24 protein-coding genes are annotated in these 23,606 nt (G+C 70.4%); 12 read left to right on the top strand and 12 right to left on the bottom strand.

The genetic code is table 11. From position 1 onward, the window contains the following. Nucleotides 1-44 precede the first annotated feature (44 nt). Complete coding sequence (locus tag OHA21_RS08600; protein WP_328471963.1) at nucleotides 45-584, top strand: CGNR zinc finger domain-containing protein; 540 nt, start codon at nucleotides 45-47, stop codon at nucleotides 582-584. An 11-nt stretch (nucleotides 585-595) separates the two neighbouring features. Here the strand turns inward: OHA21_RS08600 and OHA21_RS08595 are convergent, their stop codons facing one another. After that, a complete protein-coding gene (locus OHA21_RS08595; RefSeq protein ID WP_328471961.1) occupies nucleotides 596-838 on the bottom strand; it encodes an SIP domain-containing protein in 243 nt (80 codons plus the stop codon). A gap of 7 nt (nucleotides 839-845) precedes the next feature. Between OHA21_RS08595 and OHA21_RS08590 the strand changes: the two genes are divergently transcribed. Continuing rightward, on the top strand, nucleotides 846-950 hold the full coding sequence (locus OHA21_RS08590; RefSeq protein ID WP_328471959.1) for a hypothetical protein: 105 nt from the start codon (nucleotides 846-848) through the stop codon (nucleotides 948-950). Between the two features lie 61 nt (nucleotides 951-1,011). Next, nucleotides 1,012-2,808: a hypothetical protein gene (locus OHA21_RS08585; protein ID WP_328471957.1), complete on the top strand. Its 1,797-nt coding sequence runs from the start codon at nucleotides 1,012-1,014 to the stop codon at nucleotides 2,806-2,808. Here OHA21_RS08585 and OHA21_RS08580 read toward each other — a convergent pair. Next, nucleotides 2,801-3,376 (bottom strand): DUF4386 family protein, encoded by a 576-nt coding sequence (locus tag OHA21_RS08580; RefSeq protein WP_328471955.1) that lies wholly within the window; start codon nucleotides 3,374-3,376, stop codon nucleotides 2,801-2,803. The genes OHA21_RS08585 and OHA21_RS08580 overlap by 8 nt on opposite strands. Before the next feature lie 56 nt (nucleotides 3,377-3,432). Continuing rightward, on the bottom strand, nucleotides 3,433-4,605 hold the full coding sequence (locus tag OHA21_RS08575; RefSeq protein WP_328471953.1) for a sensor histidine kinase: 1,173 nt from the start codon (nucleotides 4,603-4,605) through the stop codon (nucleotides 3,433-3,435). A gap of 138 nt (nucleotides 4,606-4,743) precedes the next feature. Here OHA21_RS08575 and OHA21_RS08570 point away from each other — a divergent pair, with 138 nt between their 5' ends. Next, nucleotides 4,744-5,163, top strand: a complete 420-nt coding sequence (locus OHA21_RS08570; RefSeq protein WP_328471952.1) for a hypothetical protein — start codon at nucleotides 4,744-4,746, stop codon at nucleotides 5,161-5,163. 115 nt (nucleotides 5,164-5,278) lie between these two features. On the opposite strand, the gene OHA21_RS08565 is transcribed toward OHA21_RS08570, so the two are convergent. Both OHA21_RS08565 and OHA21_RS08560 read right to left on the bottom strand, forming a co-directional pair. Next, entirely contained in the window at nucleotides 5,279-6,259 is a 981-nt protein-coding gene (locus OHA21_RS08565; RefSeq protein WP_328471950.1) for a Gfo/Idh/MocA family protein, read from the bottom strand. Between the two features lie 394 nt (nucleotides 6,260-6,653). Continuing rightward, nucleotides 6,654-7,295 (bottom strand): cellulose binding domain-containing protein, encoded by a 642-nt coding sequence (locus tag OHA21_RS08560; RefSeq protein WP_328471948.1) that lies wholly within the window; start codon nucleotides 7,293-7,295, stop codon nucleotides 6,654-6,656. 350 nt (nucleotides 7,296-7,645) lie between these two features. Between OHA21_RS08560 and OHA21_RS08555 the strand changes: the two genes are divergently transcribed. After that, on the top strand, nucleotides 7,646-9,049 hold the full coding sequence (locus OHA21_RS08555; RefSeq protein WP_328471946.1) for a ricin-type beta-trefoil lectin domain protein: 1,404 nt from the start codon (nucleotides 7,646-7,648) through the stop codon (nucleotides 9,047-9,049). 58 nt (nucleotides 9,050-9,107) lie between these two features. Here OHA21_RS08555 and OHA21_RS08550 read toward each other — a convergent pair whose 3' ends face one another. From OHA21_RS08550 to OHA21_RS08540, 3 genes are all read right to left on the bottom strand, one after another. Next, on the bottom strand, nucleotides 9,108-9,686 hold the full coding sequence (locus OHA21_RS08550) for a hypothetical protein (protein ID WP_328471944.1): 579 nt from the start codon (nucleotides 9,684-9,686) through the stop codon (nucleotides 9,108-9,110). Nucleotides 9,687-9,730: 44 nt separating this feature from the next. Then, on the bottom strand, nucleotides 9,731-9,913 hold the full coding sequence (locus tag OHA21_RS08545) for a hypothetical protein (RefSeq protein WP_328471942.1): 183 nt from the start codon (nucleotides 9,911-9,913) through the stop codon (nucleotides 9,731-9,733). A 132-nt stretch (nucleotides 9,914-10,045) separates the two neighbouring features. Beyond that, nucleotides 10,046-10,639, bottom strand: a complete 594-nt coding sequence (locus tag OHA21_RS08540) for a TIGR03086 family metal-binding protein (RefSeq protein WP_328471940.1) — start codon at nucleotides 10,637-10,639, stop codon at nucleotides 10,046-10,048. 63 nt (nucleotides 10,640-10,702) lie between these two features. Between OHA21_RS08540 and OHA21_RS08535 the strand changes: the two genes are divergently transcribed. Further along, nucleotides 10,703-11,116, top strand: coding sequence for a MarR family winged helix-turn-helix transcriptional regulator (locus OHA21_RS08535; protein ID WP_328471938.1), 414 nt, complete (start codon nucleotides 10,703-10,705; stop codon nucleotides 11,114-11,116). A gap of 614 nt (nucleotides 11,117-11,730) precedes the next feature. Here the strand turns inward: OHA21_RS08535 and OHA21_RS08530 are convergent. Beyond that, nucleotides 11,731-12,783: a LacI family DNA-binding transcriptional regulator gene (locus OHA21_RS08530; protein WP_328471936.1), complete on the bottom strand. Its 1,053-nt coding sequence runs from the start codon at nucleotides 12,781-12,783 to the stop codon at nucleotides 11,731-11,733. A gap of 119 nt (nucleotides 12,784-12,902) precedes the next feature. Between OHA21_RS08530 and OHA21_RS08525 the strand changes: the two genes are divergently transcribed. From OHA21_RS08525 to OHA21_RS08505, 5 genes are read left to right on the top strand one after another with little or no spacing between them, the layout of a single operon-like run. Next, nucleotides 12,903-14,156 (top strand): sugar ABC transporter substrate-binding protein, encoded by a 1,254-nt coding sequence (locus OHA21_RS08525; RefSeq protein WP_328471934.1) that lies wholly within the window; start codon nucleotides 12,903-12,905, stop codon nucleotides 14,154-14,156. Nucleotides 14,157-14,164: 8 nt separating this feature from the next. Beyond that, nucleotides 14,165-15,091, top strand: coding sequence for a carbohydrate ABC transporter permease (locus OHA21_RS08520; protein WP_442875157.1), 927 nt, complete (start codon nucleotides 14,165-14,167; stop codon nucleotides 15,089-15,091). Continuing rightward, nucleotides 15,088-15,900 (top strand): carbohydrate ABC transporter permease, encoded by an 813-nt coding sequence (locus OHA21_RS08515; protein WP_328471932.1) that lies wholly within the window; start codon nucleotides 15,088-15,090, stop codon nucleotides 15,898-15,900. Before OHA21_RS08520 ends, OHA21_RS08515 begins: the two co-directional genes overlap by 4 nt. A gap of 8 nt (nucleotides 15,901-15,908) precedes the next feature. Continuing rightward, nucleotides 15,909-17,804 carry a glycoside hydrolase family 127 protein gene (locus OHA21_RS08510; protein WP_328471930.1) on the top strand — a complete coding sequence of 632 codons (1,896 nt, stop codon included), beginning with the start codon at nucleotides 15,909-15,911 and terminating at the stop codon, nucleotides 17,802-17,804. Nucleotides 17,805-17,808: 4 nt separating this feature from the next. Further along, nucleotides 17,809-19,503 (top strand): hypothetical protein, encoded by a 1,695-nt coding sequence (locus OHA21_RS08505; protein ID WP_328471928.1) that lies wholly within the window; start codon nucleotides 17,809-17,811, stop codon nucleotides 19,501-19,503. Between the two features lie 13 nt (nucleotides 19,504-19,516). On the opposite strand, the gene OHA21_RS08500 is transcribed toward OHA21_RS08505, so the two are convergent. Then, nucleotides 19,517-20,560, bottom strand: a complete 1,044-nt coding sequence (locus OHA21_RS08500; protein ID WP_328471926.1) for a Glu/Leu/Phe/Val family dehydrogenase — start codon at nucleotides 20,558-20,560, stop codon at nucleotides 19,517-19,519. 53 nt (nucleotides 20,561-20,613) lie between these two features. Between OHA21_RS08500 and OHA21_RS08495 the strand changes: the two genes are divergently transcribed. Further along, nucleotides 20,614-21,201, top strand: a complete 588-nt coding sequence (locus OHA21_RS08495) for a hypothetical protein (RefSeq protein WP_328471925.1) — start codon at nucleotides 20,614-20,616, stop codon at nucleotides 21,199-21,201. A 696-nt stretch (nucleotides 21,202-21,897) separates the two neighbouring features. Here OHA21_RS08495 and OHA21_RS08490 read toward each other — a convergent pair. Both OHA21_RS08490 and OHA21_RS08485 read right to left on the bottom strand, forming a co-directional pair. Then, nucleotides 21,898-22,581: a DivIVA domain-containing protein gene (locus OHA21_RS08490; protein ID WP_328471924.1), complete on the bottom strand. Its 684-nt coding sequence runs from the start codon at nucleotides 22,579-22,581 to the stop codon at nucleotides 21,898-21,900. Nucleotides 22,582-22,633: 52 nt separating this feature from the next. Continuing rightward, the gene (locus OHA21_RS08485; RefSeq protein ID WP_328471923.1) at nucleotides 22,634-23,542 is read right to left on the bottom strand and encodes a LysR family transcriptional regulator; all 909 of its coding nucleotides are present in this window, start codon (nucleotides 23,540-23,542) and stop codon (nucleotides 22,634-22,636) included. Nucleotides 23,543-23,606 lie beyond the last annotated feature (64 nt).

Genomic DNA, 23,606 nt, shown 5'->3' with positions numbered 1-23,606 from the left:
TGCGTTAGGAGGTTACCCGACCGGGTGACGGGTAAACTGGCCGCATGCCGGTGGAGGGACCACTCTGGGTCGTCCGCGAGTTCGTCAACACGTATGACGTGGAGAAGGACGTCGAGGCGCTGCCCGACGCCGCCGACCTGACCGCCTGGTTGCGCTATGCGGGCCTGCTCGGCGCGACCGAGACGGCCGCCTACGCGGACGTGCGCCACGCCCGCACGCTGCGGGAAGGCATCCGCGAGCTGCTCACGGCCAACCACGACGGCACGCCGGCAGCGACAGCTGCGGCGATCCTCGACGCAGAAACCCGCCGGGTACGCCTACGCCCGCACTTCACCCCCACCGGCTTGCAGTACGCGGCCGACGGCACCTCCGCCGACCGCGCGCTGGGCGGCCTGCTCGCCGTCATCGCCCAGGCCATGGCCGACGGAACCTGGCAGCGCCTGAAGGTGTGCAGCAACGACACCTGCCGGTGGGCGTTCTACGACGCCTCCCGTTCCGGCGCGGGCCGCTGGTGCTCGATGGCGGTCTGCGGCAACCGGCGCAAGGCCCAGACCTACCGGGCCCGCCGCCGCGAGTCCGCCTAGATCGTCAGCTCTCAGGAACGGCCGCCCGTCCAGAACGCGTGCAGCCGGATCCGGTTGCGCGGCCAGCCCCGCTCGCGCAGCAGATGCGCCCGGACCTGCTGGCACGTGCGGGCCTCGCCTGCGACGTACGCAAAACCGGGCTGATCCGGAAGCGCCAACGACCGCAACGCGCCCAGCAATGCGGGTGATGCCGCAGCGCCCGCGCCGTTCCGGTACGCCCAGCGCAGTTCCGCCGCCCATCTGATCGTCACCACGGTCGAGATGGTCGTGCACTGGCTCAGCGCGGCGCCGGCCGCCCTTGATCCCCGCAAGCTGGAGGACGAGATGGTGACCATGTTGACCCGCTACCTGACCGGCAAGGCATAGCGTATGGTCTATCTGGTAGTTCAATCGGTCCGCTAGGCGGACCAAACCAGGGAGGGCTGTGATGGAACGTCGTCAATTGCTCCGAGGCGCGGCCGGGCTGGCCGTCACCGCATCCCTGCCGGCCGGGGCCGACACTGCCCTTGAGGCCCAACCGCTCGACGGCCGCCCCTTCCCCGCCTACGACTACTCGCGGGCCAACAAGCTGCCCCGCGAGATGACGGGCTACTGGACGAAGTCGTTCACGATCGACGGCCAGGTCCGCACCGCCAAGGTCTACATCTCGCCCGAGACGCCGATCCGGTCGTATTACACGGTCGTCGCGGTTCCGGACGGCGCCGACACCGCCGAGTTTCTGCGGTCCGCGGGCTGGTTCGGCGTCGCCGACCAGCGGGAGGAGGGCCTGTTCGTGCTGGAGCCGGGCGCCGGCGGCTGGGGCGATCCGCAGAGCGAGGCGGCGTACGTGGCCGAGGCGATGGCCTTCTACCAGGCGAACCGCTACTTCTCGATCTTCGGCCTGCACTATCTGGTCGGGTACGGGAAAGGCGCTCCCGCCCTGGAGGCGTGGGCCGTCGCGCACCCACTGCGCGTGATCAGCCAGACGTACGTGGACTCCCCCGGCCTCGACGCCGACTACTTCGAGCAGTACGCGTCCCGCGAGTTCGACGGCACCACCGACGGCTACACCCCGGTCGACTTTCCGGCGGGCTTCGACCTGATCCGCTACGACGAGGTGGTCCTGCCGACCTGGTACATCCGCCCCGATCCGCACACCGCGGGCGCGAGCATCGCGTACTGGAAACGGGCCAACGACACCGACGGCCGGTGGCAGCGGCGCGGCTCACGCCGGTGGATGACCTCGTACGCCGGCCCGATCTCCCAGGTCGCCGTGCAGAGGCACCCGGCGAGCACGCGGCAGATCGTGGCTTTCCTGACCGCCTACACCCGCTACGAGAACTTCTTCGCCTACGGCAACCAGCTGTTCGAGCGCGCCGACTACGCGCGGCTCGGCGTGCAGGTCCGCACCATGACCGTGGCCGGCTACCTCCGGGAGTACCTGGTCTACCAACCCCGCTCGGCCCGTCGCAAGGCACCGGTCGTCTTCGTCTGGCCCGGCAACAGCCAGACCGACAAGGTGTTCTTCGACGCCGCCCAGTGGTGGAAGGTCGCCGAGCGCGAGGGCTTCATCCTGGTCACCGTCTGCGAGCAGTACAGCAACACCTCGGTGTCGGTCAGCCACCGCGACTCGATCGCGTTCTTCCGGCAGCTGCGCGACGTGCTGATCAGCGAGTATTCGGTCGACCCGACCCGCTTCTACTCGACCGGGCAGTCCGCCGGCAGCCAGGTCTCGCAGAACTTCGCGATCGCCTTCCCGGAGTACTTCGCGGCGGTCGCCTCGACCTCCTTCACCGCCGCCCCGAGCGACGCCGGCACCGTCACCATGGACGGCGTGGCGTACCCGGCCAGTCGCCGGCCGATCCCCTGCTACCAGATCTACGGGTACGGCGACCTGGCCTTCCTCGCCGGCGGCCTGTGGGACGACACCGAGAACAGCCTGGACCAGTGGGCCCGGTACCACCTGGCAGTCAACCGGCTGGAGCTGTCCGACGTGAACACCGTCGACGGCGTCCGCAGCGGCTGGCACCGCCGGTTCCAGACCTGGACCTGGCACCGGCCCGGCACCCGGATCCCGGTCCTGAAACTGACGAAGAACCTCTACCGCTCGCACAACACCATGCCCGAGGAGTCGCCGCTGATGTGGGACTTCCTGAAGCACTACAGCTGCGAGACCGACTCGCAGGGCAACACGGTCCGCTACTACTACAGCGACTACCCGAGGGGCCGCCGGCGGATCAGCTGACCGGCGCCGGGACCCGTTCGCGGGTCAGCGGCAGTAACGCCACCAGCGTCAGCACCCCGGTCAGCGGCATCAGGTCCAGGCTGACGATCGGCAGCAGCACAGCCATGAGCAGCAATGCCGGGCTCCACCAGGGCAGCAGGCGGGCCCGGGCCGCCAGTACGCCCATCAGCACCAGGCCGACGAAGAAGAACAGCGGCCCGAAGTCGTAGATCACCGCCTGCACGCCCGGCAAATCGGAGAAGTCGTGCTGCCGGCTCCGCAGCTCGGCCTTGTCGGCGGCCAGGAAGCCCTGCACGATGTCCACCGCGAACTGCACCATGGACGTGACCAGCCCAAACAGCGCCGCCCCGGTCGCCACCTCGCGGACCGCTCCGGCGGGCAGCATCGCCCGCAGCCCGAGGACCAGCGGCACGAACAGTACGAAGCCGGCCAGCCCGAGGAAATGCGCCAGCTGCCAGTCGAAGCCCGGCCCGTACACGTCGTCGAGTTTGCCGACGTTGCGGACCACTCCGTAGCCGGTCAGTGCGAGCGGCGCCGCGTACAGTGCGATCTTGGTTGTTGCCCTCATGCCGTTGATCCTGGTCAATCGCTGCGCCCGGCGCTTGGGGGAGAATCCCCCGGATGTCAACCCTGAGGACTCAGGGGCGCCACCGGGAAGGTGATCACCATGGCCACGCCCGGCTCGCGGGCCTCGGCGACCGCCTGCCCGCCGTGCGCCACCGCCAGCTGCCGCACGATCCACAGGCCGAGCCCGACCCCGTCCGGACCGCCGACCGCGAACTGCCCGAACAGCTTCGGCCGCAGTTCCTCCGGGATGCCCGGCCCGTGGTCACGAACCTCGAGCCGGTCCATGTCACCGTCCCGGACGAACGTGACGACGACCGGCGGCTTGCCGTACTTCAGCGCGTTGCCGACCAGGTTGAAGAGCACCTGCTCGAACCGCTGCTTGTCGACGTACACCGTGGTCTGCTCGTCGATGTCGACCCGGACGTCGGCGTCCGACCGCACATATGACAGCGCGTCCTTGACCAGGCCCCGCGCCGGGTAACTCCGCCGGTCGAGTTTGAGATGGCCGGAGCTGTCGATGCGCTCGAGGTCCAGCAGGCCGTCGGCCAGCCGGGAGATCCGGTTGGTCTGGCGCAGCGCGGTGTCCAGGATCTGGACGGTCAGCCCGGTGGCGTCCTCCCGCAGCTCCTCCAGCGCGATCTGGATCGTCCCGAGCGGCGAGCGCACATCGTGCGCCAACGTGTTGATCATCGCCGCGCGCCAGCGTTCGATCCGGGCCAGGCGTTCCCGCTCGTCGCGCAGATGCCGGGCCTGCGCCTCGATCAGCAGGCCGACGGCGAGCGCGACCGGCATCAGCACGAACGCGCTGCCCAGCACCAGCGGCGGCTGCCCGGTCAGCACCAGCGGCAACAGGTAGGCCAGGGTTGCCGGCGCGGCGTAGGTCAGCAGGATCCAGCGCGGGAAGTGCAGGGCCGCCCAGGCGAAGAGCAGCACCAGGAACGGCCCGGTCCCGGTCGCCACCCCGCCGAACGACCAGGTCGACAGCCCCAGCACGACGAACCCGGCCACACCGAGCAGCGCCGGCGCGTGCGGCCGGGTCCACCGCCACTTCAGCGCGAAGAGGGTAATCGCGAGGTCGAGCAGGGCGACGACCAGCAGCTTCCGGGAGTTCGCCGGGTCGTTGAGGATGCCCACCAGCGCCAGCAGAGCAGCCAGCCCGAACAGCGCGGCCGCCTGCCGGGCAGCCGCGCGCGGCCCGGTACCCAGCAGGCGAAAGAGGCCGGTTTGCACTCTTTGGCACCCTACCCGGCGTTCCCCTCACCCGACCGCGAAACCGAGCCCCGGTTTCGTGCCACGCTCCGGCGTCCCGTCACCACAGCCGGTCATGATCGAAAGACTGTCCACGGACGACAACCGGAAGGACATCCCATGCCCCTGCCCCGCCTCACCGCCCTGGCCACCGCGGCCACTCTGGCCCTCTCCGCCGTAGCCGTGGCCACGCCCGCCCAGGCCGCCGCGCCCAAGCCCGGCGTGGTCGCCGACTACGCCTACCACAAGATCAAGGTCAAGCCGAAGACGTTCCGCCCGTACAAGGACGTCTACTACAGCAACGTCCGCTGGACCTCGCTGACCCGGACCACCGGCCAGGCCACGGCGACCCGCAACGTCAACACGTGCGTGCCGAGCTGCGCCGACGCCAACTACAAGAAGACCAAGGTCGAGCTCAAGTTCACCCGCGTCCGCCTCTCCGACTGCCGCAAGGTCTTCAGCCGCGTCAAGGTGACGGAGATCAAGTCCCGGCGCGTCAGCACCCACGCACTCCCGGTCTTCAAAAAGCCGAACTGCTGAGGGGTACGACGCCACGCCGCACCCAACCCCTTTTCACCCCGTCCCCCGTTCACCGCGCGAGCCGGCAGCCGGTCCGGGCCCCAGCGCGGCCGCCGGGCTTGAGCAGGTGGTGACCTCAAGGCAGGCAGCGGGGCTCCAGGCCGCAGGCGCGGTAGATCGCGTCGAGGGTTCGCATCTGAAGCACGGCGGCCGGGGCGCCGGTCAGAATCGGGCCGCCGTTCTGGACGGCGTCGCGGAACGCTCGCAGCTGGTAGATGTAGGTGCTCGTGCGGTCGGCGCGCTCTTTGCGGCTCCGGCCGTCCGAGCGGATGGTGATCCGGGCGCCGACCTGCGGGTGGTACGGCCAGGAGACGCTCAGCCGGCCCCGGTCGCCGTCGACCCGCAGACCGGCGCCGAGCAGACGCCTGGACCACAGCGAGGAGCGGACCGTAGCGCGGATGTCGCCGGGAAAGACCAGGTCGGCCTCCAGATAGCGGTCGACCCCGGAACGCTGCAGAGCCCGCCCCCGGGACACGGTGGGCTCGCCGAACAGGTCGCGCAGCAGGCGAACCGGGTAGTAGCCGACGTCGAGCAGTCCGCCACCGGCGAGGGCCGGGTCCCAGCGAATGTTACGGCCCGGCGGGATGGGCACGTAGAAGAAGGCACGCGCTGCGCGTACCGTGCCGATCTCACCTCGACCGAGAATCTCCCGCAGCCGAGCCGTCAGCGGATGGTGCCCGGTGTGATACGCCTCCATGACCACCCGATCCGACCCCGCGGCGGCAGCCGCGACCCGTTCGGCCTCGACCGCGTTCGCGGTGAACGGCTTCTCGACCAGGACGTGCTTGCCGGCCTCGAGGGCAGCCAGCGTCCACCGGGCGTGCAGCGATGCCGGGGTCGGGATGTACACAGCGTCGATCGCCGGATCAGCCAGCAACGCCTGGTAGGAGTCGTGCACCTGCGGGATCCGGTGCTTGGCCGCGTAGGCGCGGGCCCTTGCCGGAGCCCGCGCAGCCACCGCGGCCACCGCGACCCCATCGACATGCCGGGCCGGCGCGAGCAGAGCGGTCCGCACGATCCGCGCGGCGCCGAGGATCCCGATCCGGGTGACAGCCATCCCCATCATCATGGCAGCGCCGACTCCCCACCCCGCCGTTGCTGCCGCCGCCATCTCCCAAGCCGGCTAGCGTCGCCGTCATCACCGCGCGGGTGATACCACCGTGGCGCCCGCCTTCCGGCTGACTGCCAGCGCTCTCAAACCCGCGAGCCGCACTGCCCGACAGCCCGACGACCCGGCTGACTGCCAGCGCTCTTCGAACCCGCGAGCCGCACTGCCCGACGGCCCGACGACCCGGCTGACCAGCAACGCAGCTTCAAGCCGCACGAAACGACGCTGAGCGACAGCCCAACGACCCCGCTTACCGCCAACACTGCCTTCGACCGCGCGAAACGACGCTGAGCGACATCCCGACTCGGTTGGCCCTTGCCTGGAGCAAGCGGGTAGCGCGGCTCTACAGGTCGCAGGGTGTGCCGTTGACCGAGCAAGCGGACGGGCGGTCTCCGCTTCCCGCGCGAGCGAACTGGAAGCGCAAAGCGACGCTGGAGCCGGCGTTGACGGGCACGCCGGAGCGCCAGGTGAAGGTTTGGCCGGACTGGCTGAGGGTGGCCTGCGGCGCTGACTCCACCCATGAGGTGCGCAAGTCGCCGACGTTCGACGGGAAGCGCAAGGTGACCGCCCAGTCGAGTGGTCGGCCGGTGGCGTTGCTGATCAGGACCTCGCCGATGAACTCGGCGTCGTAGGTGCCGACCACCCGGTATTCGCCGGTGACCGCTGGTGGCGACGTCGGGCGGGGAGCCGCAGCGGGCGGGGTGGTCTTGCGGTCGGCCGGGGACGGCCGGGCATCGGAGGTCTGGGTGGCCGGTGGCGCCGAGGGCATTAGCGAGCCGGCCGCCGAAGGCAACGGCGAGGCCGTCGGAGAGGTGGACGGCAAGGACAAGGACGCCGGGACGGGTGCGGGCGGAGGTAGGAACAGCGTCGGGGCGGTCTGCGCGATGACCGGCTCCTGCGACGGCGGCGCCAACCGGAACGCGGTCACGCCGAGCATGCCTACCAGGGCGGTTACGCCGATGACGGTTGGCAGCCAGGGCAGCACATCTCGAAATCGAAAGCCGGACATTCCGCCCCTGGTGACGTTGTGTGAACGATCACACGGTAGGGGCCGAGCGACGGCAAGGTCAACCGGACACATTGATGAACTTTGTTGACAGTGACGCGACGCAGGCTGAACAATCTCGTGAGAGCGCTCTCTGTCCCAGCAGTCCCCCGCGTGAAATGGACGTTCCCATGCTCCGTCCTGTCCGCAGCGCCGTCATCATCGCCACGGCGGCACTGACCGCCGTAGCTCTGATCCCCAGCCCAGGCCATGCCGTAGAAGAACAAGCCGCGGCAGAACAAACCACAACAGAACAAGCCGCAGGAAAACCGGGCGACCTCGACCCCGGCATGCGCGCCGCCCTCCAGCGCGACCTCAAGCTGGACGACGAGGACCTGGCCCGGCGTCTGGCCACCGAAGCCGCCGCCCCGGTGATCGAGAAGCGGCTGCGCACCCAGCTCGGCAAGCGCTTCGCCGGTGCCTGGATCCCGGCCGGCGCCACCCGCCTGACGGTTGCCGTGACCAGCGCGAACGACGCCGCCAAGGTCCGTGCCGAGGGCGCCGACGCCACGATCGTCAAGCGCACCGAGAGCGACCTCGCCACCGCCCGCGCCAAGCTCGACAAGAGTCAGAAAATCGCTCCGGACGGCGTACACAGCTGGTTCGTCGATCCTGCCACCAACAGCGTCGTGCTGACCGCCAAGCCCGGCGCCGAAGCTCAGGCCCGGCGTTTCGCCGCGGCCAGCGGCGCCGGCGCCGTCACCGTGCGAACGAGCACCGCCCAGCGACCGCAGCCGATGTACGACATCCGCGGCGGCGACCAGTTCGTCATCAACGGCAACACGCTGTGCTCGATCGGTTTCGCGGTCGCCGGCGGCTTCGTCACGGCCGGGCACTGCGGCGGCACCGGCAGCCCGACGCTGGGCTTCAACAACCAGGCGCAGGGTACGTTCGCCGGCTCCTCGTTCCCCGGGAACGACTACGCCTGGGTGCGGACGAACGGCAACTGGGTCTCGCAGCCGTGGGTGAACAATTATTCCGGCGGGAACGTCACGGTTGCCGGTTCGCAGGAGGCGGCGATCGGCAGTTCGATCTGCCGGTCCGGCCGCACCACCGGCTGGCGCTGCGGCACCCTGCTCGGCAAGAACGAGACGATCAACTACGCGCAGGGCGCCGTCTCCGGCCTGAGCCGCAGCAACGCGTGCGCCCAGCCCGGCGACTCCGGCGGTTCGTGGATCTCCGGCAACCAGGCGCAGGGCGTCACCTCCGGCGGCTCCGGCAACTGCACGACCGGCGGCACCATGTGGTTCCAGCCGGTCAACGAGATCCTTCAGGTGTACGGCTTGTCGCTGACCACGACCGGCGGCGGTGGCGGCGCGGCTCTGATCAGCAACTGGAACAACAAGTGCCTGGACGTCCCGAACAGCAACTTCGCCGACGGCGTGCTGGTCCAGATGTGGAACTGCAACGGCTCCGGCGCGCAGCGGTGGGAGGCCGTCAACGGCAGCCTGCGCACCGGCAACAACAAGTGCCTGGACGTGCCGTGGGGTTCGACCGCGAACGGTGTGATCCTGCAGATCGTCACCTGCAGCGGCAACCCGGCCCAGCAGTGGGTGCTCAGCGGCGCCGGGGACCTGGTGAATCCGCAGGCCAACAAGTGTGTGGACATCCGGGACTGGAACGGGAACGACGGGGCCCAGCTGCAGCTGTGGGACTGCGCGGGCACGCTGAACCAGAAGTGGCGGCGCGGCTGAGCCCCAGCTGGCCGGTGGCGCGCGGCTGAGCCTGAGCCGGCTGGCTGGGCGCGGCAGCTCAGCCGGCCGGCTGGATCAGCGCCACAATGCCGGCGAAGTCCTTGCGCCGCTCGCCGTCCGACCAGATGGTGATCGTCCCGACGCTGCCCGGTTCGGCCCAGTGGCATCGCGTGCCGATGAGGGGACGTTGCTTGCGGGAGACCGCGCACGTCCCCACACCACCCGCGACGCCCGGGTCGGCTGGGCGCCCATCCGCCCACTCGTCGAGCTGATTGCGGGTGAGCAGACCCAGCTGCACAGCCGGGTCGGCCACCCGGCCGGTGACCGCGCTCACGTCCACGCTGGTCCCCGGCTTGTCGGCATCGACGTACACCGCGGTCAGCGTGTCCAGCGGGCGAAGCACGTGCCGCTCGAGGAAATCGGTCCGGCTCGCCGCGATCCGGGTCCACTTCTTCGCCGTCGTCCTCGGCAGCCCGTCGATCTTCGCCGGAACGGAGAACCGGACGGGCGTTTCCGCCGAGGCGCTCGGGGCAGCGCTGGGCGGGGGCGAAGGCGGCGAAGCGGCAGGCGCGGAACAGCCGCCCACGATCAGCGCCGCCGCGAGGACGGCCGCTGACCGGAACGTAGACGTACGCATGCGTCCCTTTCGATCTGCAAAGAGCGCATACAGTACCTGGGGCGTCAGGCCGGTTCGGGCACTCCCCCCGGGTCCGGCTCGGCCGGTTCGGGCTCGATCACCGGCTCGGCGGGCGCCGGCGGCAGCGGCTCCGGCGCGTCCGGGGACAGCTCGCCGGGATCGTCCGGGATCGGTGCCCCCGGATCAAGCGGCGGGTACCGGTCGGGGTCGGACGGAATGCGTGGCATGAGCGCAGAACTCCCTTCGGCGGGCTTGTCCAAGATCGCCACTTACCCCGGACAAACCGGACCCAACCCTGGACCCGGAGTCGCTCAGCGGATCCGCCCAGGCCGGCTCCCGCCGCAGCACCGGCCGGCATATCAGCGATTGCGTCCCGGCCAAGACGGGTCCCGGCCCAGGAGCAGCAGGATCTCGGTGAGCGGGTCGGCGCCGGCCGGCACGGTCAGCGCCGGCCGGAAGGGCGCCTGCGGCCCGAGTCGTTCCGGCCCGTCGGGCACGGCCCGCACGATCGGCAGGACGGCGGCCAGGACGGCCGGTTCCGGCTGATAGGCGGCATCGATCGTACGAGCGACGTCCCACCCATGCACCACGTAGTCGACCAGATGGAACCCGATCGCCAGCCGCCCCGGGATCGGCCGGTCGATCTCCGGCATCCGGAACGGCCGGTCGAGCACTCCCTCTTCCGCAAAGGCGCTGAGCACGTCCTCAGCAGCTTCCCCATAGCTGTCCCCCGCCCGCGGCTCCCAGACCGCGTGATCACCGCCGCCGCCCCGGGCCGCCGCAGCAAAACCGCGATGCTGCGCGGTCATGTGCCCGAGCAGCGCGGCCAGATCCCAGCCTGCGCACGGGGTCGGCCGCGCAAGATCAGTTTCGGTGATGCGGTGGATCAGGTCGACAGTTCCGCGTACGGCAGCCGCGTCCACTCCTCTGAGGTCATCCTTAATCGTAAGCATGCGCTTATCATGTGCGTGAGCGTACATATAGTCAACCCCACCGGAGGTGGTAGGAGTTACGTCGTGGAACGGACGGACGATCTCGGCGCGCTGGTGTTCCGGCTCGGGCGCCGGCTGCTGGCCATGGAGCAGCCGATCCTGGCCAGGCACGAGCTGTCGATGTGGGCATACGCCGTGCTGACCGGCCTGCGCGACGGCCCGATGCGAACCCAGGCAGCACTGGCCGCAAGCATCGGCGCCGACAAGACCCGCCTGATCCCGGTACTCGACGACCTGCAACAACGCGGCCTGATCGAACGCGAACCAGACCCCACCGACCGCCGCGTCCGCCTACTCGGCCTGACCACAGCCGGCCGGCAGACCCACCAGTCCATCGAGGCCGACATCAGGTCCGGCGAGGACGAAATCCTCGCCTCAGTGCCCGAGCAAGATCGAGAAGCCTTCATCCGTACGCTGCTCGCGCTCTCTCCACGCTGATCAAGCCATTTCCATCGGCCGCCCCAGGTCACGCGCGCAAGCCCTACGTAGCCCGACCCCGCGCGGGATCTCTCAAGCCCACGCCGCCGACAGCTGCCTGCCGGCACAGAGACGCAAGGGCCGCAGTGCCCGCGCCGGCCGGCAGACACGACTCGAGTCGTGGAAGCTCGACGGCCCCTCCGCGGTGAACAGCAGCCCAAGATCCAAGAGTCACAAAAGGATCTTGGGAACTGAGCCACCCTCGAGAAGCGAGCGGAGCACAAGATCGCGGCGATACGCCCGGAGACGCCGAACTCGATTCAGCCGCGTCAATGCTCGGGAGGAAATCGTTTTCCTGGCCGATCCGACGGCCAGACCGCGATGGAACCCTTGAGCACGCGGCTTCTACGGTCGAGTGGCGGTGGAGGCTCAAGGCTGAAAGACAGACCGCAGCGCAGGGCCGAGGTACGCGGCTCGCCCGCCAGACTGCGGCGAGGGCCGGGATACGCGGCTCGCCCACCAGACCGCGGCGAGGGCCGGGATACGCGGCTCGCCCGCCAGACCGCGACTGACGGCCGGCGCCCGCGGCTCGGCCGTCAGACCGCGACGGACGGCCGGCATACACGGCTCGGCCGTCAGACTGCGGTGGAGGCCCGGGGCACGAGGCGGCACGGGCGGGCCCGCGGTCCCTGCACCGGCTCGCCGTTGATTTTGGCCAGGAGTAGTTCGGCGGCGCTGCGGCCAATGCCCTCCAGGTCCATGTCCACGCTGGTCAGGGCGGGCCGGCAGCCGTCGACCATGACGTCCCAGTTGTCGAAGCCGACCAGGGCCACGTCGCCCGGGATCTGTTTGCCGGCGTCGCGCAGTGCCTCGGCGAGGCCGCGGGCGATCTGGTCGCTGCCGCAGAAGACCGCGTCGACGTCGGCGCCCGTGCTGAGCAGGATGCCGGCGGCCTGACGGCCCCAGGCCTCGCTCCACTCGCCGTACAGCGTCGGCACCGCGGGCCGCAGACCCTCGGCGGCCAGCGTTTCCTCCGCACCGGCGGCGCGCACCGTCGCCGAGTGGTGGTGCTCCGGGCCGGTCACGTGGGCGATCCGGCGGCGGCCGACGGCGAGCAGGTGCTGGATCGCGCGCCGGGCGCCGTCGGCCTCGTCGGGGACGACCGAGCAGTCGTGCGGGTCGGCGGAGCTGATGAACGCGTACACCACCGGGACCGGCAGGCCGACGCCGATCGGGGCGCGGGCCTGGGTGCGGCGGCCGGTCACGATGATCCCGTCGACTTTGCGGCTGAGCAGCGTACGCAGGTAGTACTGCTCGCGGATCGGGTCGTCGCGGGCGTCGCAGAGGAAGACCGACATCTGGCCCGCCCCGAGCGCGTCCTCGGCGCCGATGAGCAGCGGGATGCTGAACCGGCCGATGCTGTCGGTGGTGATCATGCCGACCGTGTAGGTCCGGCCGGTCTGCAGGCTGCGGGCCGCCGCGTTGGCGACGAAACCGAGCTGCTCGGCGGCCTGCTGGACACGTACCCGGGTCTCCGGCCGCAGCGCGCCGCGGCCGTTGAGTGCCTTGGACGCCGTACCGGTGGAGACCCCCGCGAGCGCGGCCACCTGGCTGATGGTGACGGCGCGTTCCACGTTGCTCAGCGTTTCCTCCTGAGTTTCCTGCATCGCTCCGGCGACGCGTTTCATGGAACCGTAACTTGCCCTTGACATGCGAGCAAGCATCGACCTAGCGTCCAGGCAATCGATTTCCTCGGAAGTGCACGCCTGAGATTGTGAACGCTAACTCGCCGGCAAGGAGCCCCGATATGACCCGTCAGCGCCTGCGCGCCGCGGCGGCCCTCACCCTCACCGCCTGCCTCCTGGCGGGCTGCTCGAACTCCTCCTCCGAAGACTCCGGCGGTGACACCGGCAGCGAAGCCGGCGGCACCTACACCATCTGGGACCCGTACCCCCAGTTCGACGCCACCTCGGACTGGGTGAAGCTGCTGACCAGGTGCGGCACCGACGCGGGCGTCACCGTGGAGCGCACCGGTTACGACACGACCGACCTGACCAACAAGGCGCTCCTCGCCGCCCAGCAGGACAACTCCCCCGACGTGCTGATCGTCGACAACCCGGTGGTCTCCACCCTGGCCGACGCCGGGGTGCTGACCACCACCGACGAGCTCAAGGTGGACACCGCCGCGGTGTCGCCGAACCTCCTGGCCGCCGGTCAGATCGGCGGCAAGACGTACGGCATCCCGATCGGCGCGAACACACTAGCGCTTTACTACAACAAGGCCGTTCTGGACAAGGCCGGTGTCGATCCTTCGACCATCAAGGACTGGGCGGGACTGACCGCCGCCCTGGAGAAGGTGAAGGCGTCCGGCAAGAAGGGCATCACCTTCTCGGCGATCGGCACCGAGGAGGGCAGCTTCCAGTTCCTCCCCTGGTTCTGGGGTTCCGGCGCGAACCTGACCCAGCTCGACTCGGCGCAGGGCGTCGCCGCGCTGACGCTGTGGACCGACTGGCTGAAGAAGGGCTACGCGCCGAACTCGGTGCTCAACAACACCCAGACCACCAGCTGGCAGGAGTTCGCCGCCGGTGACTTCGCGTTCAGCGAGAACGGCACCTGGCAGCTGGCCAACGCCAAGAAGACCGGCTTCGAGTACGGCATCATCCCGATCCCGTCGCAGGCCGGCGGAACGGCCCCGGCGCCGACCGGCGGCGAGTTCGTCACCGCTCCGGTGCAGTCGAAGACCGGCCGGTACGCCGTGACCGAGAAGCTGATCGGCTGTCTGACCAGCGCGGACAACGCGTACACCACGGACACGACGCTGTCCTACATCGCGGCCACCGACGCCGTGCAGCAGAAGCAGGTCGCGGAGAACCCCGAGCTGAAGGTCTGGGTCGACGCCGTCAAGGCGGCCAAGGGCCGGACCAGTGACGACCTCGGCACCAAGTACCCGAAGATCTCCCAGCCGATGTGGACCGCGTTCCAGGCCGCGCTGAGCGGGTCGAAGGCACCGCAGCAGGCCCTCACCGACGCCCAGACCACGGCGGCTGCGGCGACCAAGTGACGACGCAGATCGAGACGCTCGCCCGGACCCGGGGTGCCACCCGGGTCCGGCGCGGGGGCAGACGGGGCCACTGGACGGCGTGGGCGTTCCTCGCGCCGGTGGTGATCTACCTGATCGCCTTCTACGCCTACCCGCTCTACCGGAACCTGGACCTGAGCCTGCGGCACTACACGGTGCGCAGCTTCGTGCAGGGCGACGCGCCGTTCAGTGGGCTGGACAACTACCGGACGGTGTTCGCGGACCCGACGTTCGGGCCGGCGCTGCTGCACACACTGGTGTTCACCTTCGTGTCGATCGCCTTCCAGTTCGCCATCGGTTTGGCGCTGGCAGTCTTCTTCGCCCAGAACTTCCGGTTGTCCGCCACACTGCGAGCGCTGTTCCTCGTACCGTGGCTGCTGCCTTTGATCGTGAGTGCCTCGACCTGGTCGTGGATGCTCAACAGCGACTCCGGCATCGTCAACCATGCGTTGAGCCTGCTCAACGTCGACCCGGTCAACTGGCTGACCTCGCCGGACTGGGCGCTGACCAGTGTGATCATCGCGAACATCTGGATCGGCATCCCGTTCAACCTGGTGGTCCTCTACAGCGGGCTGCAGGCCATCCCGAACGAGGTCAACGAGGCCGCGGCGATCGACGGCGCGAACAGTTGGCAGCGGTTCTGGCGGGTCACGTTCCCCCTGCTGAGGCCGGTCTCGGCGATCACCCTGCTGCTCGGGCTGGTCTACACGCTCAAGGTCTTCGACATCATCTGGATCATGACGAAGGGCGGCCCGGCGGACGCCTCGACGACCTTCGCCACCTGGTCCTACCGGCTGTCGTTCGGCAACCTGCTGCCCGAGTTCGGGCCGGGCGCCGCGGTCGGCAACCTGCTGATCATCATGGCGCTCTTCTTCGGCCTGCTCTACATCCGGTTCCAGAGGAGGCAGGAGCGATGATCAAGCAGCACGCGAAGACCGGGCTCGGGCTCGTCTTCACCGGAATCATGCTGTTCCCGATCTACTGGATGATCAACGTGTCCTTCACGAAGGACACCGACATGCGCGCCGACCCGCCGCACCTGTTCCCGTTCGACGGCACGCTCGAGGGTTACCGTGCCGTGCTGGACCAGCAGATGCCGTACCTCGGGACCAGCCTGATCGTGGGGCTCGGCACCGTCGTGCTCACCCTGGTCCTGTCCGCGCCGGCCGGCTACGCCCTGGCGAAGCTGCGCCCGAAGGGCGGCGGCGCGCTCAGCTTCGTGCTGCTGATCGCGCAGATGATCCCCGGGATCATCATGGCGATGGGCTTCTACGCCATCTACCTGCGGATGGGCGTGCTGAACACGGTGCCCGGCCTGATCCTCGCCGACTCCACCATCGCGGTGCCGTTCGGCGTGCTGATCTTCACGGCGTTCATGTCCGGCATCCCGGACGAGCTGATCAACGCGGCGCTGATCGACGGCGCCTCGAAGTGGCGGACCTTCGTGTCGGTGATCCTGCCGGTGTCACGCAACGCGATCGTCACGGTCAGCCTGTTCGCGTTCCTGTGGGCCTGGTCGGACTTCGTCTTCGCCTCCACACTGGCCGGCGGCGGCGATCACCAGCCCATCACGCTCGGCATCTACCAGTACATCGGCAACAACAACCAGCAATGGAACGCGATCATGGCCACCGCGGTGGTCGCCTCCATCCCCGCAACGCTGCTGCTCATCATCGCCCAGCGTTACGTCGCGGCCGGCGTCACCGCCGGCGCTGTCAAGGACTGAAGGAACACATGTCTGATCTTCAGGGCCCCGTCGTGCCCACGCCCGATGCCCTCAGCGCTCTGCGGCCCCTGCCCGCCGACGCGGTGCAGCTGTCGGCAACCGGTCTGCTCGGCGGCTGGCAGGCACGCAACGCCGAGGCGACGCTGCCGCACTGCATCGACCAGCTCGGCGTGCACGGCAACCTGACCAACCTGCGCCGGGTCACCGGGGACGCCGACGCGGAGTTCGCCGGCATGTGGTTCGCCGACACCGACGTGCACAAGGCCCTGGAGGCCGCGTTCTGGTCCGGGACGGCGTCCGGTTTCGTCGACGAGGTGGCCGCACTGCTGGAGAAGGCCCAGGACCCGGACGGCTATCTCGACTCGTTCTACCAGGACCCGGCCCACCGCGACCGGCAGTGGACCGAGCTGCACTACAGCCACGAGATGTACACCGCCGGGCATCTGATCCAGGCCGGCGTCGCCGCCGCGCGTTCCGCGCCCGACGATCCGTCGGCCCAGCAGGTCCTGTCGGTCGCGCGCCGCTTCGCCGATCTTCTGGTGCAGCGGTACGGGCAGTCGAACGAGGTGGACGGCCACCCCGAGGTGGAGACCGCCCTCGCCGAGCTGTACCGGGTCACCGGGCACCGGCCGTACCTGGAACTGGCCGCCCGGTTCGTCGGCAACCGCGGGCACGGGACCCTGGATGACAGCCGGTTCGGGCCGCGCTACTTCCAGGACCACGAGCCGCTGCGGGAGTCCACCGAGGTCACCGGGCACGTGGTCCGGATGCAGTATCTGCTGGCCGGCGCGGTGGACGTCGCCGTGGAGACCGGTGACCGCGAGCTGCTGGACGTCGCGGAGCGGCTGTGGGACTCGGCGCTGGAGAGCCGGACGTACATCACCGGCGGGCAGGGGTCGCGGCACCGCGACGAGGCGTTCGGCGATCCGTACGAGCTGCCGCCGGACCGGGCGTACGCGGAGACCTGCGCGGCGATCGGCAGTTTCCAGCTCGCCTGGCGCCTGCTGCTGGCCACCGGCAAGGTGAAGTACGCCGACGAGATGGAACGGGTGCTGCACAACGGGATCGCCGGGAGCACCGCCCTGTCCGGGAAAGAGTTCTTCTACTCCAACCCGCTGCAGCTGCGTACCGGGCACGACGGCTCCCACGAGGACGCGCCGTCGCAGCGGCTGAGCTGGTACTCCTGCGCGTGCTGCCCACCCAACCTGGCCCGGCTGATGGCGTCGCTGCACGCCTACCTGGCCACCGGCGACGCCGACGGACTGCAGCTGCATCTCTACAGCGCCGGCGTTGTCGCTTCTGGGGGGCACGCCGTCCAGATGGAGACGAACTATCCGTGGGACGAGCAGGTCACCGTCACCGTCTCGGAGACTTCCGGATCGCCATGGGCGCTGTCGCTGCGAGTGCCGGCGTGGTGCAACGACGTACGGCTCAGCATCAACGGAGCCTCGGCCCGGGCCCACGTCGAGGCCGGCTACCTGCGGCTGCACCGGGTCTGGCATCCCGGTGACCGGATCGTCCTGACCCTGGCCATGCCGACCCGCCTGGTCAGCGCCCACCCGCGCGTCGACGCCACCCGCGGGGCGGTCGCCCTGGTCCGCGGGCCGCTCGTCTACTGCCTGGAGCAGGCCGACGTGCCCGCGGGCGTCGTCCTCGAAGACCTCTCTCTCGACCCGCACTCCCCCCTCGCGGTCGCCTTCCACCGCGCCGGCCCGTTCCCGGTGACGCTGCAGGTGCCGGTGCGCACCAGCGCCGTCCCGGACACCGGGCTCTACGGCGCCTGGCCGCCACCGGCCACCACCGGTCCGAGCGCCGTGGTCACCGCCATCCCCTACTTCCTGTGGGCCAACCGGGCCGCCGGACCCATGCGGGTCTGGATTCCGCTCTCACCATCCCCGAGGTGAAACCATGCACCGAAGAAAGGCAGCATCCGTCACCCTCCTGCTGATCGCCGCCGCGCTGGTCGTCCCCAGCCCGGCCCAGGCGGCCGGCAACACCCTCACCGTCAACGTCGGCACGACCGTCCGACCCGTCACCCACGTCGCGTCGGGTGGCCTTTACGCCGTCAACACCGGCAACAACCCGCCGCTGAGCCTGATGTACCCGCTGAAGCTGAACCACCTCACCCAGCCGCCGCCCGGCGGGCAGCAGCTCGGCAACGGCGCCACCACACCCTGCTGCGACGGTCTGCAGGTGGCCGGGAAGGTGACCAGCGCCGGCACCCAGCAGTTCTTCCGGATGCCGGACATCTACCCGAACTTCCCGTACCGCTGGGTCAGCTGGGCGGACTGGGAGTCGAAGGTCCGCACCATGGTCCAGGCCCGGCTGAACGCCACCACCGTCACCAACGTCGACGGCTGGGAACTCTGGAACGAACCGGACTGGACCTGGAACACCGCCGCGGCCGGCTCGTTCCTGGACGGCTGGACCCGCACCCACCGGCTGATCCGGACGCTCGACACGGTCACCCCGATCGTCGGGCCCTCGCATTCCGTCTACAACCACCAGTGGATGGTCGACTTCCTCACCCACGCGCGGAACACCAACACGCTGCCGGACGTGATCGTCTGGCACGAGCTGGAGAACGACAAGTACCTGCAGGTCGAGGCACACGTCAACGACTACCGGGCGATCGAGCGGTCGCTGGGCATCTCCCCGCGCCCGATCTCGATCAACGAGTACGCCTCGCCGTCGCAGGTCGACATCCCCAGCGTGGCGGTGCACTACATGGCCGTCTTCGAGCGGCACGGCATCCGGTCGGCGGAACGCGCCTACTGGTACGAGGCCGGCACCCTCAACGGGCTGCTGCACAACAACGCGCCGACCTCGTCGTACTGGCCGTACAAGTGGTACGGCGACATGGCCGGCAACATCGTCCAGACCATCCCCGGGTCCTGGCTCGAAGGCGTCGCGTCGTACGACTCGACGCGGCGGTTCGTCAACGTGGTGCTCGGTGGGGACAGCGGCAACAACACCGTACGGGTCAACGGGCTCGGCGCCCTCGGCTCGCAGGTCCGGGTGACGCTGACCCGCAGCGGCACGACCGGGCGGTTCACCAACCAGAGCGCGCCGATCGCGGTGTCCTCGGCGACCTACACGGTCTCCGGCGGGAGCATCAGCGTGCCGGTGAACAACATGAACGCCTGGGACTCGTACCAGCTGCTCGTCACCCCGGCCTCCGGGGCGGCGACGTGGCAGCAACGGTATGAGGCGGAGAACGCCACCGTGGTCAACGCCAACCGGTTCTCGTCCGGGTCGGCGTCCAACGGCGGGTACGTCGGGCAGATCGACGGGTCCGCGAACATGCGGAACCAGTCGTTCGTGGACTTCGTCGTCAACGTTCCGGCGGCGCGGTCGTACACGATGTCGATCGGGTACGCGAACGGCACCGGGGCCACGGCGACGCACGGGCTGGCGTACAACGGGAGCGGCTGGTCGACGGTCAGCTATCCGCCCACCGCGGCCTGGGGTGTGTTCGGGTCGACGGTGAGCACGACGGTCAACCTGAACGCCGGGTACAACGTGATCCGGCTGGCCAAGGGGTCACCGCTGTTCGGCGGCGGCACCGGGTACGCCGAGCTGGACTACATCAACCTGAGCTAGGACTTGTGCCGTTTCAATGCGCCCGCCGCGGGCTTCCACCTGCGGCGGGCGTACCGGACAGTCGCTGCTGCGCGACGGCCTCCGCAGCGGCGCCGGGCAGCATGCCCTGCCGCCGGGCCAGGGTGAGCACCTCGGCGGTGGTGTCGAAGATCTTCGCGACCTGCGCCGGGACGTCCTCGAGGGGCAGCCGCCGGTATTCGGCCGAGCCGGTGGTCACGCCGCCCGCACTGGCCACGAAGTCCGGCACCCAGAGGATGCCGCGATCGGCGAGCAGCTGCTCGTCCTCGGCCGTGGCGAGCTGATTGTTGGCCGCCCCGCAGACGATCCCGGCCCGGATCGCAGGGATGGACGCGCTGTTCAACGTGGCCCCGAGCGCGCAGGGCGCATAGATGTCGACCGCCGCATCGGCGACCGTCCGGACGACGACGACCGCCGGCAGGTCCCGCTCGGCAAGCTCCCGTGCCGCAGCCGACGGATCAGCGGCGACCACCTGAGCTCCGGCGTCCACCAGCAGGCGGGCGAGCTCGTACCCCACCTTGCCGAGGCCTTCGATGCCGACCGTGCGTCCCCGCAGGTCAGCGGTGTCCCATCGGAACGCGGCCGCGGCCCGCAGAGCGTGGAAGACGCCGAGCGCGGTCATCGGCCCGCTGTCGCCGTACCCGCCGGCGGCCACCGTCCGGCCGACGACGTGCTCGGTGGTGCGGCCGATGACGTCCAGGTCCTCAGCGCTGGTCCCGACGTCGCCCGCGGTGACATAGCGGCCGCCGAGGCTCTGCACGCATCGCCCGTAGGCCTCCAGCAGCCGCTCCGACTTCACGGCGCCGGGATCGCCGATGATCACGGCTTTGGCGCCGCCGCACGGCAGGCCGGCGACCGCATTCTTCAGGGTCATGCCGCGGGACAGCCGCAGCACGTCGGTCACGGCCGCATCCTGGTCGGGGTACGGGTAGAAGCGCGTCCCCCCGAACGCCGGCCCCAGCGTGGTGTCGTGCACGGCGATCACAGCGCGCAGCCCGGTGCCGGCGTCCTCGAAGAACTCCACCTGCTCGTGCGTCATCCCCCGATGATGCGGGGTCGCCGTCCCGGCAGCGCGATGGCAGGCTCGGCGGCATGAGCTTCTTCGACAGTCTTCCCCCGCCGGAGCCCGACGAGCCGGAGCCCCCGGCACCACCCCGGCCCGCGTGGGACAAGCCGGAGGACATGTTCGGCGGCGTGGTTCCGGACACCTTCCTGCTGGCCCGCGGCGCCGGCGCGGCCCTCGGCCTGAGCGGGATCGTCGCCTACCCCAACGGGTTCAGCTTCACCGTGACCGTGGTCATGAGCCGCGAGGATCGCCACGGCGGGGTCTTCCACCACGCCTTCCACCGGGACACCTTCGCCGGCGAGCCGCTCTCGGCGGACTTTCTGCGGCTCGGTGTGCAGTTCGCCGACGGCAGTGCCGCCACCAACCTCGGCGGGCACCCACGCTCGCGGACCGACGAGCCCACCGGGCCGCTGCTCATGCATGACGGCGGCGGCGGAGGCGGCCGCCGCTACGACATGACGTACTGGATCTGGCCGCTGCCACCGCCGGGCCCGGTCGCCTTCATCTGCGAGTGGCCTGCGCACGGCATCCCTGATTCCCGGGCCGAATTGGACGCCCAACAGATCCTGGACGCCGCCACCCGAACGATCCCCCTCCTGCCGGAGTCCGATTAGCGACTCCCTGGGGCCCAGGACTGCTTTCGGTTCCAGCTCTTTCGGGGTACGAGCTACGCCGCTCCGCCGCATCGTGGCCGTCCCCGCCGTTCCGCGCGAGCCGGCAGCCGGGGCACGGCCCTCGACGCGGCCGCCGGGCTCACCCTTCTGGTCACGCTCAAACCGCAGCCAGCCGCCCACCGACCACCGACGACCGGCGACCCGGCGACCGGCAAACCGGCAACCGGCAACCGGCAACCGGCGAGCATCCGGCTGGTCGGCGGCAGACAGCGTGGACGCGCGGCCGGAGCCGCTTCTAGAGGCTGTTCGATCACCGGGCCGCGCACCAGCAATGCCTGCCCGGCGGTGAAACAGCCCCACCGCACAGCCCGATGATCCACCAGGCCGAAAACACCGCCTCAGCCGCCCGCTGGCGACGTCACCCGCCCGAGCGCCGGTTCGGCCTCTCCGGCTGGGCACGGAGAGCGGCCGCAGACGGCGCTCAGAGCCGACCGGGAGGCGATCCGCGGGAGGAAACGGAGGGCGATCCGCTGGAGGGAACGGAGGCCGATCCGCGGGGTGGAGCGTACGGAGAGCAGCTCGCGCGGCCGCAGACGGCGCTCAGAGCCGGCCGGCAAGCGGTTCGCGGGAGGGAGCGGAGGGCGATCCGCGGGGTCGAGCGTGACGATCAGGTGAGCCCGGCGGTCGCGCCGTGCTTCAGAGATCGGGGGCGTCGTCCACGTCCTGGAGCTGGCCGGCCACGTGCTTGTGCAGGGCCTCCTGGTAACCGCGGGCGAAGCGGCCCAGCCGCTCGATCTCGTCGAGCAGGGCGGCGCGGCCGGAGGCCAGGTCCTCCATGGCCTGGGCGTGGCTGCGCTGGGCGTCGCTCTCGATCGTGCCGGCTCGCTGGCGGGCCTGGTCGACGAGCTGGGCGGCCTGGTCCTGGGCGCCGGCCAGGACGTCGTCGGACTCGCGTTCGGCGTCGCGCATGTACTCGTCGGCGGTGCGCTGGGCCATCATCAGGACCCGGACGTCGCCTTCGCCGCCGGAGGCCGCGGGTGGGGCGGAGGCCTGGTCGCGGTGCGCCTGCTCGAGCTGGGCCTGCAGGTCGCGGGCGCGCTGCTCGGCGCGGTCGCGGGCCTCCACCAGGCGGTCGAGCTGGGCGGCCAGGCCGGCCAGCTCGCCGCCGAGTCCGCCGGGGCCGTCGAGGACCACGGTGGAGGACGGGTCGGGGCCGCGCCGCATCTGGTCCTTGAGGGCCGCGTTGGCCTCCAGGAGGCGGATCATCTCCTGCTCGACCTCGTCGAGGAAGGCGTCGACCTCCTCCTCGCCATACCCCCGTTTGCCCATCGGGGGTTTCTTGAAGGCCACGTTGTGGATGTCTGCGGGAGTGAGCGGCATCCCGGAAGCCTACGCGCGGCTGTCCAATCCGGCCGCCCGTGTGACCCAGGGCTCAGCCTATGTGGCTCAGCAGGGTGCGGATCGCGCCTGCCGGTGGGACCCGCGGGCCGGTCCAGATGGCGCGCAGGTCGCGGCGCAGGTCGAGGCCGGTGAGCGGGACCGCGCGGAGCCGCCCGGAGCGCAGGTCGTCGCCGGCGGCGAGGCGGCTGACCACGGCCGGGGCGGCGCCGGCCAGCACGGCGGCACGCACCGCCGCGGCGGTCGACAGCTCCAGCGCCGGTGGCGCCTGGGGTACGCCGAGTGCCGCGGTCAGGAAGTCGCGGGTGCCGGATCCGGGTTCGCGGGTCACCAGCGGCGTGCCGGCGAGCTCGGCAGCGTCCACACCGGCGCTGCGCCGCGCCCACGGGTGGCCGGGCGGCACCACCAGGACCAATTCGTCGTGCCCGACCACCCGGCTGCGCATGCCGGGCGGAACGGTCGGTCCCTCGATGAAGCCGAGGTCGGCACCGCCGTCACGGACCTGGTCGATCACCTGGTCGCTGTTGGTGGCGGTGAGCACCACCCGGATCGGGGTCTCACCGCGCCGGGCCGCGTCGGCGTGCAGGCTGACCAGCCAGCCGGGCAGCAGGTGTTCGGCGACCGTGAGGCTGGCGCTGACCCGCAGCGTGCTGCGGCTGTCGTCGCGCAGGGCGGCGAGCCCGGCGTCGACCTCGGCGGCGAGGTGCAGGAGCCGGTCGGCCCATTGGGCGACGACGGCGCCCTGCGGGGTGAGCTGGGTGCCGCGCGGGGTGCGCGAGGCGAGGCGGACGCCGGTGCGGGTTTCGAGGGCGGCGAGCCGGGCGGAGACGGCCTGCTGGGTGAGGCCGGCCTCGCGGGCGGCGGCGCTGAGACTGCCGGTCCGGGCGACCGCGAGCAGGATCTCCAGGGCGGGCAGGTCCGGCATGCGCGGGCTCAAGGTCACAACCGGTCATGGTACGCGGCCACAAAGGTGCTTTGTGACTCCACAAGAAGACGGGCGCTACCGC

This window comes from Actinoplanes sp. NBC_00393 (assembly GCF_036053395.1).
Classification (GTDB): Bacteria; Actinomycetota; Actinomycetes; order Mycobacteriales; family Micromonosporaceae; genus Actinoplanes.
The sequence above is the reverse complement of the archived record's forward strand: the minus strand, read 5'-3'. Positions and strand labels throughout refer to the sequence as shown.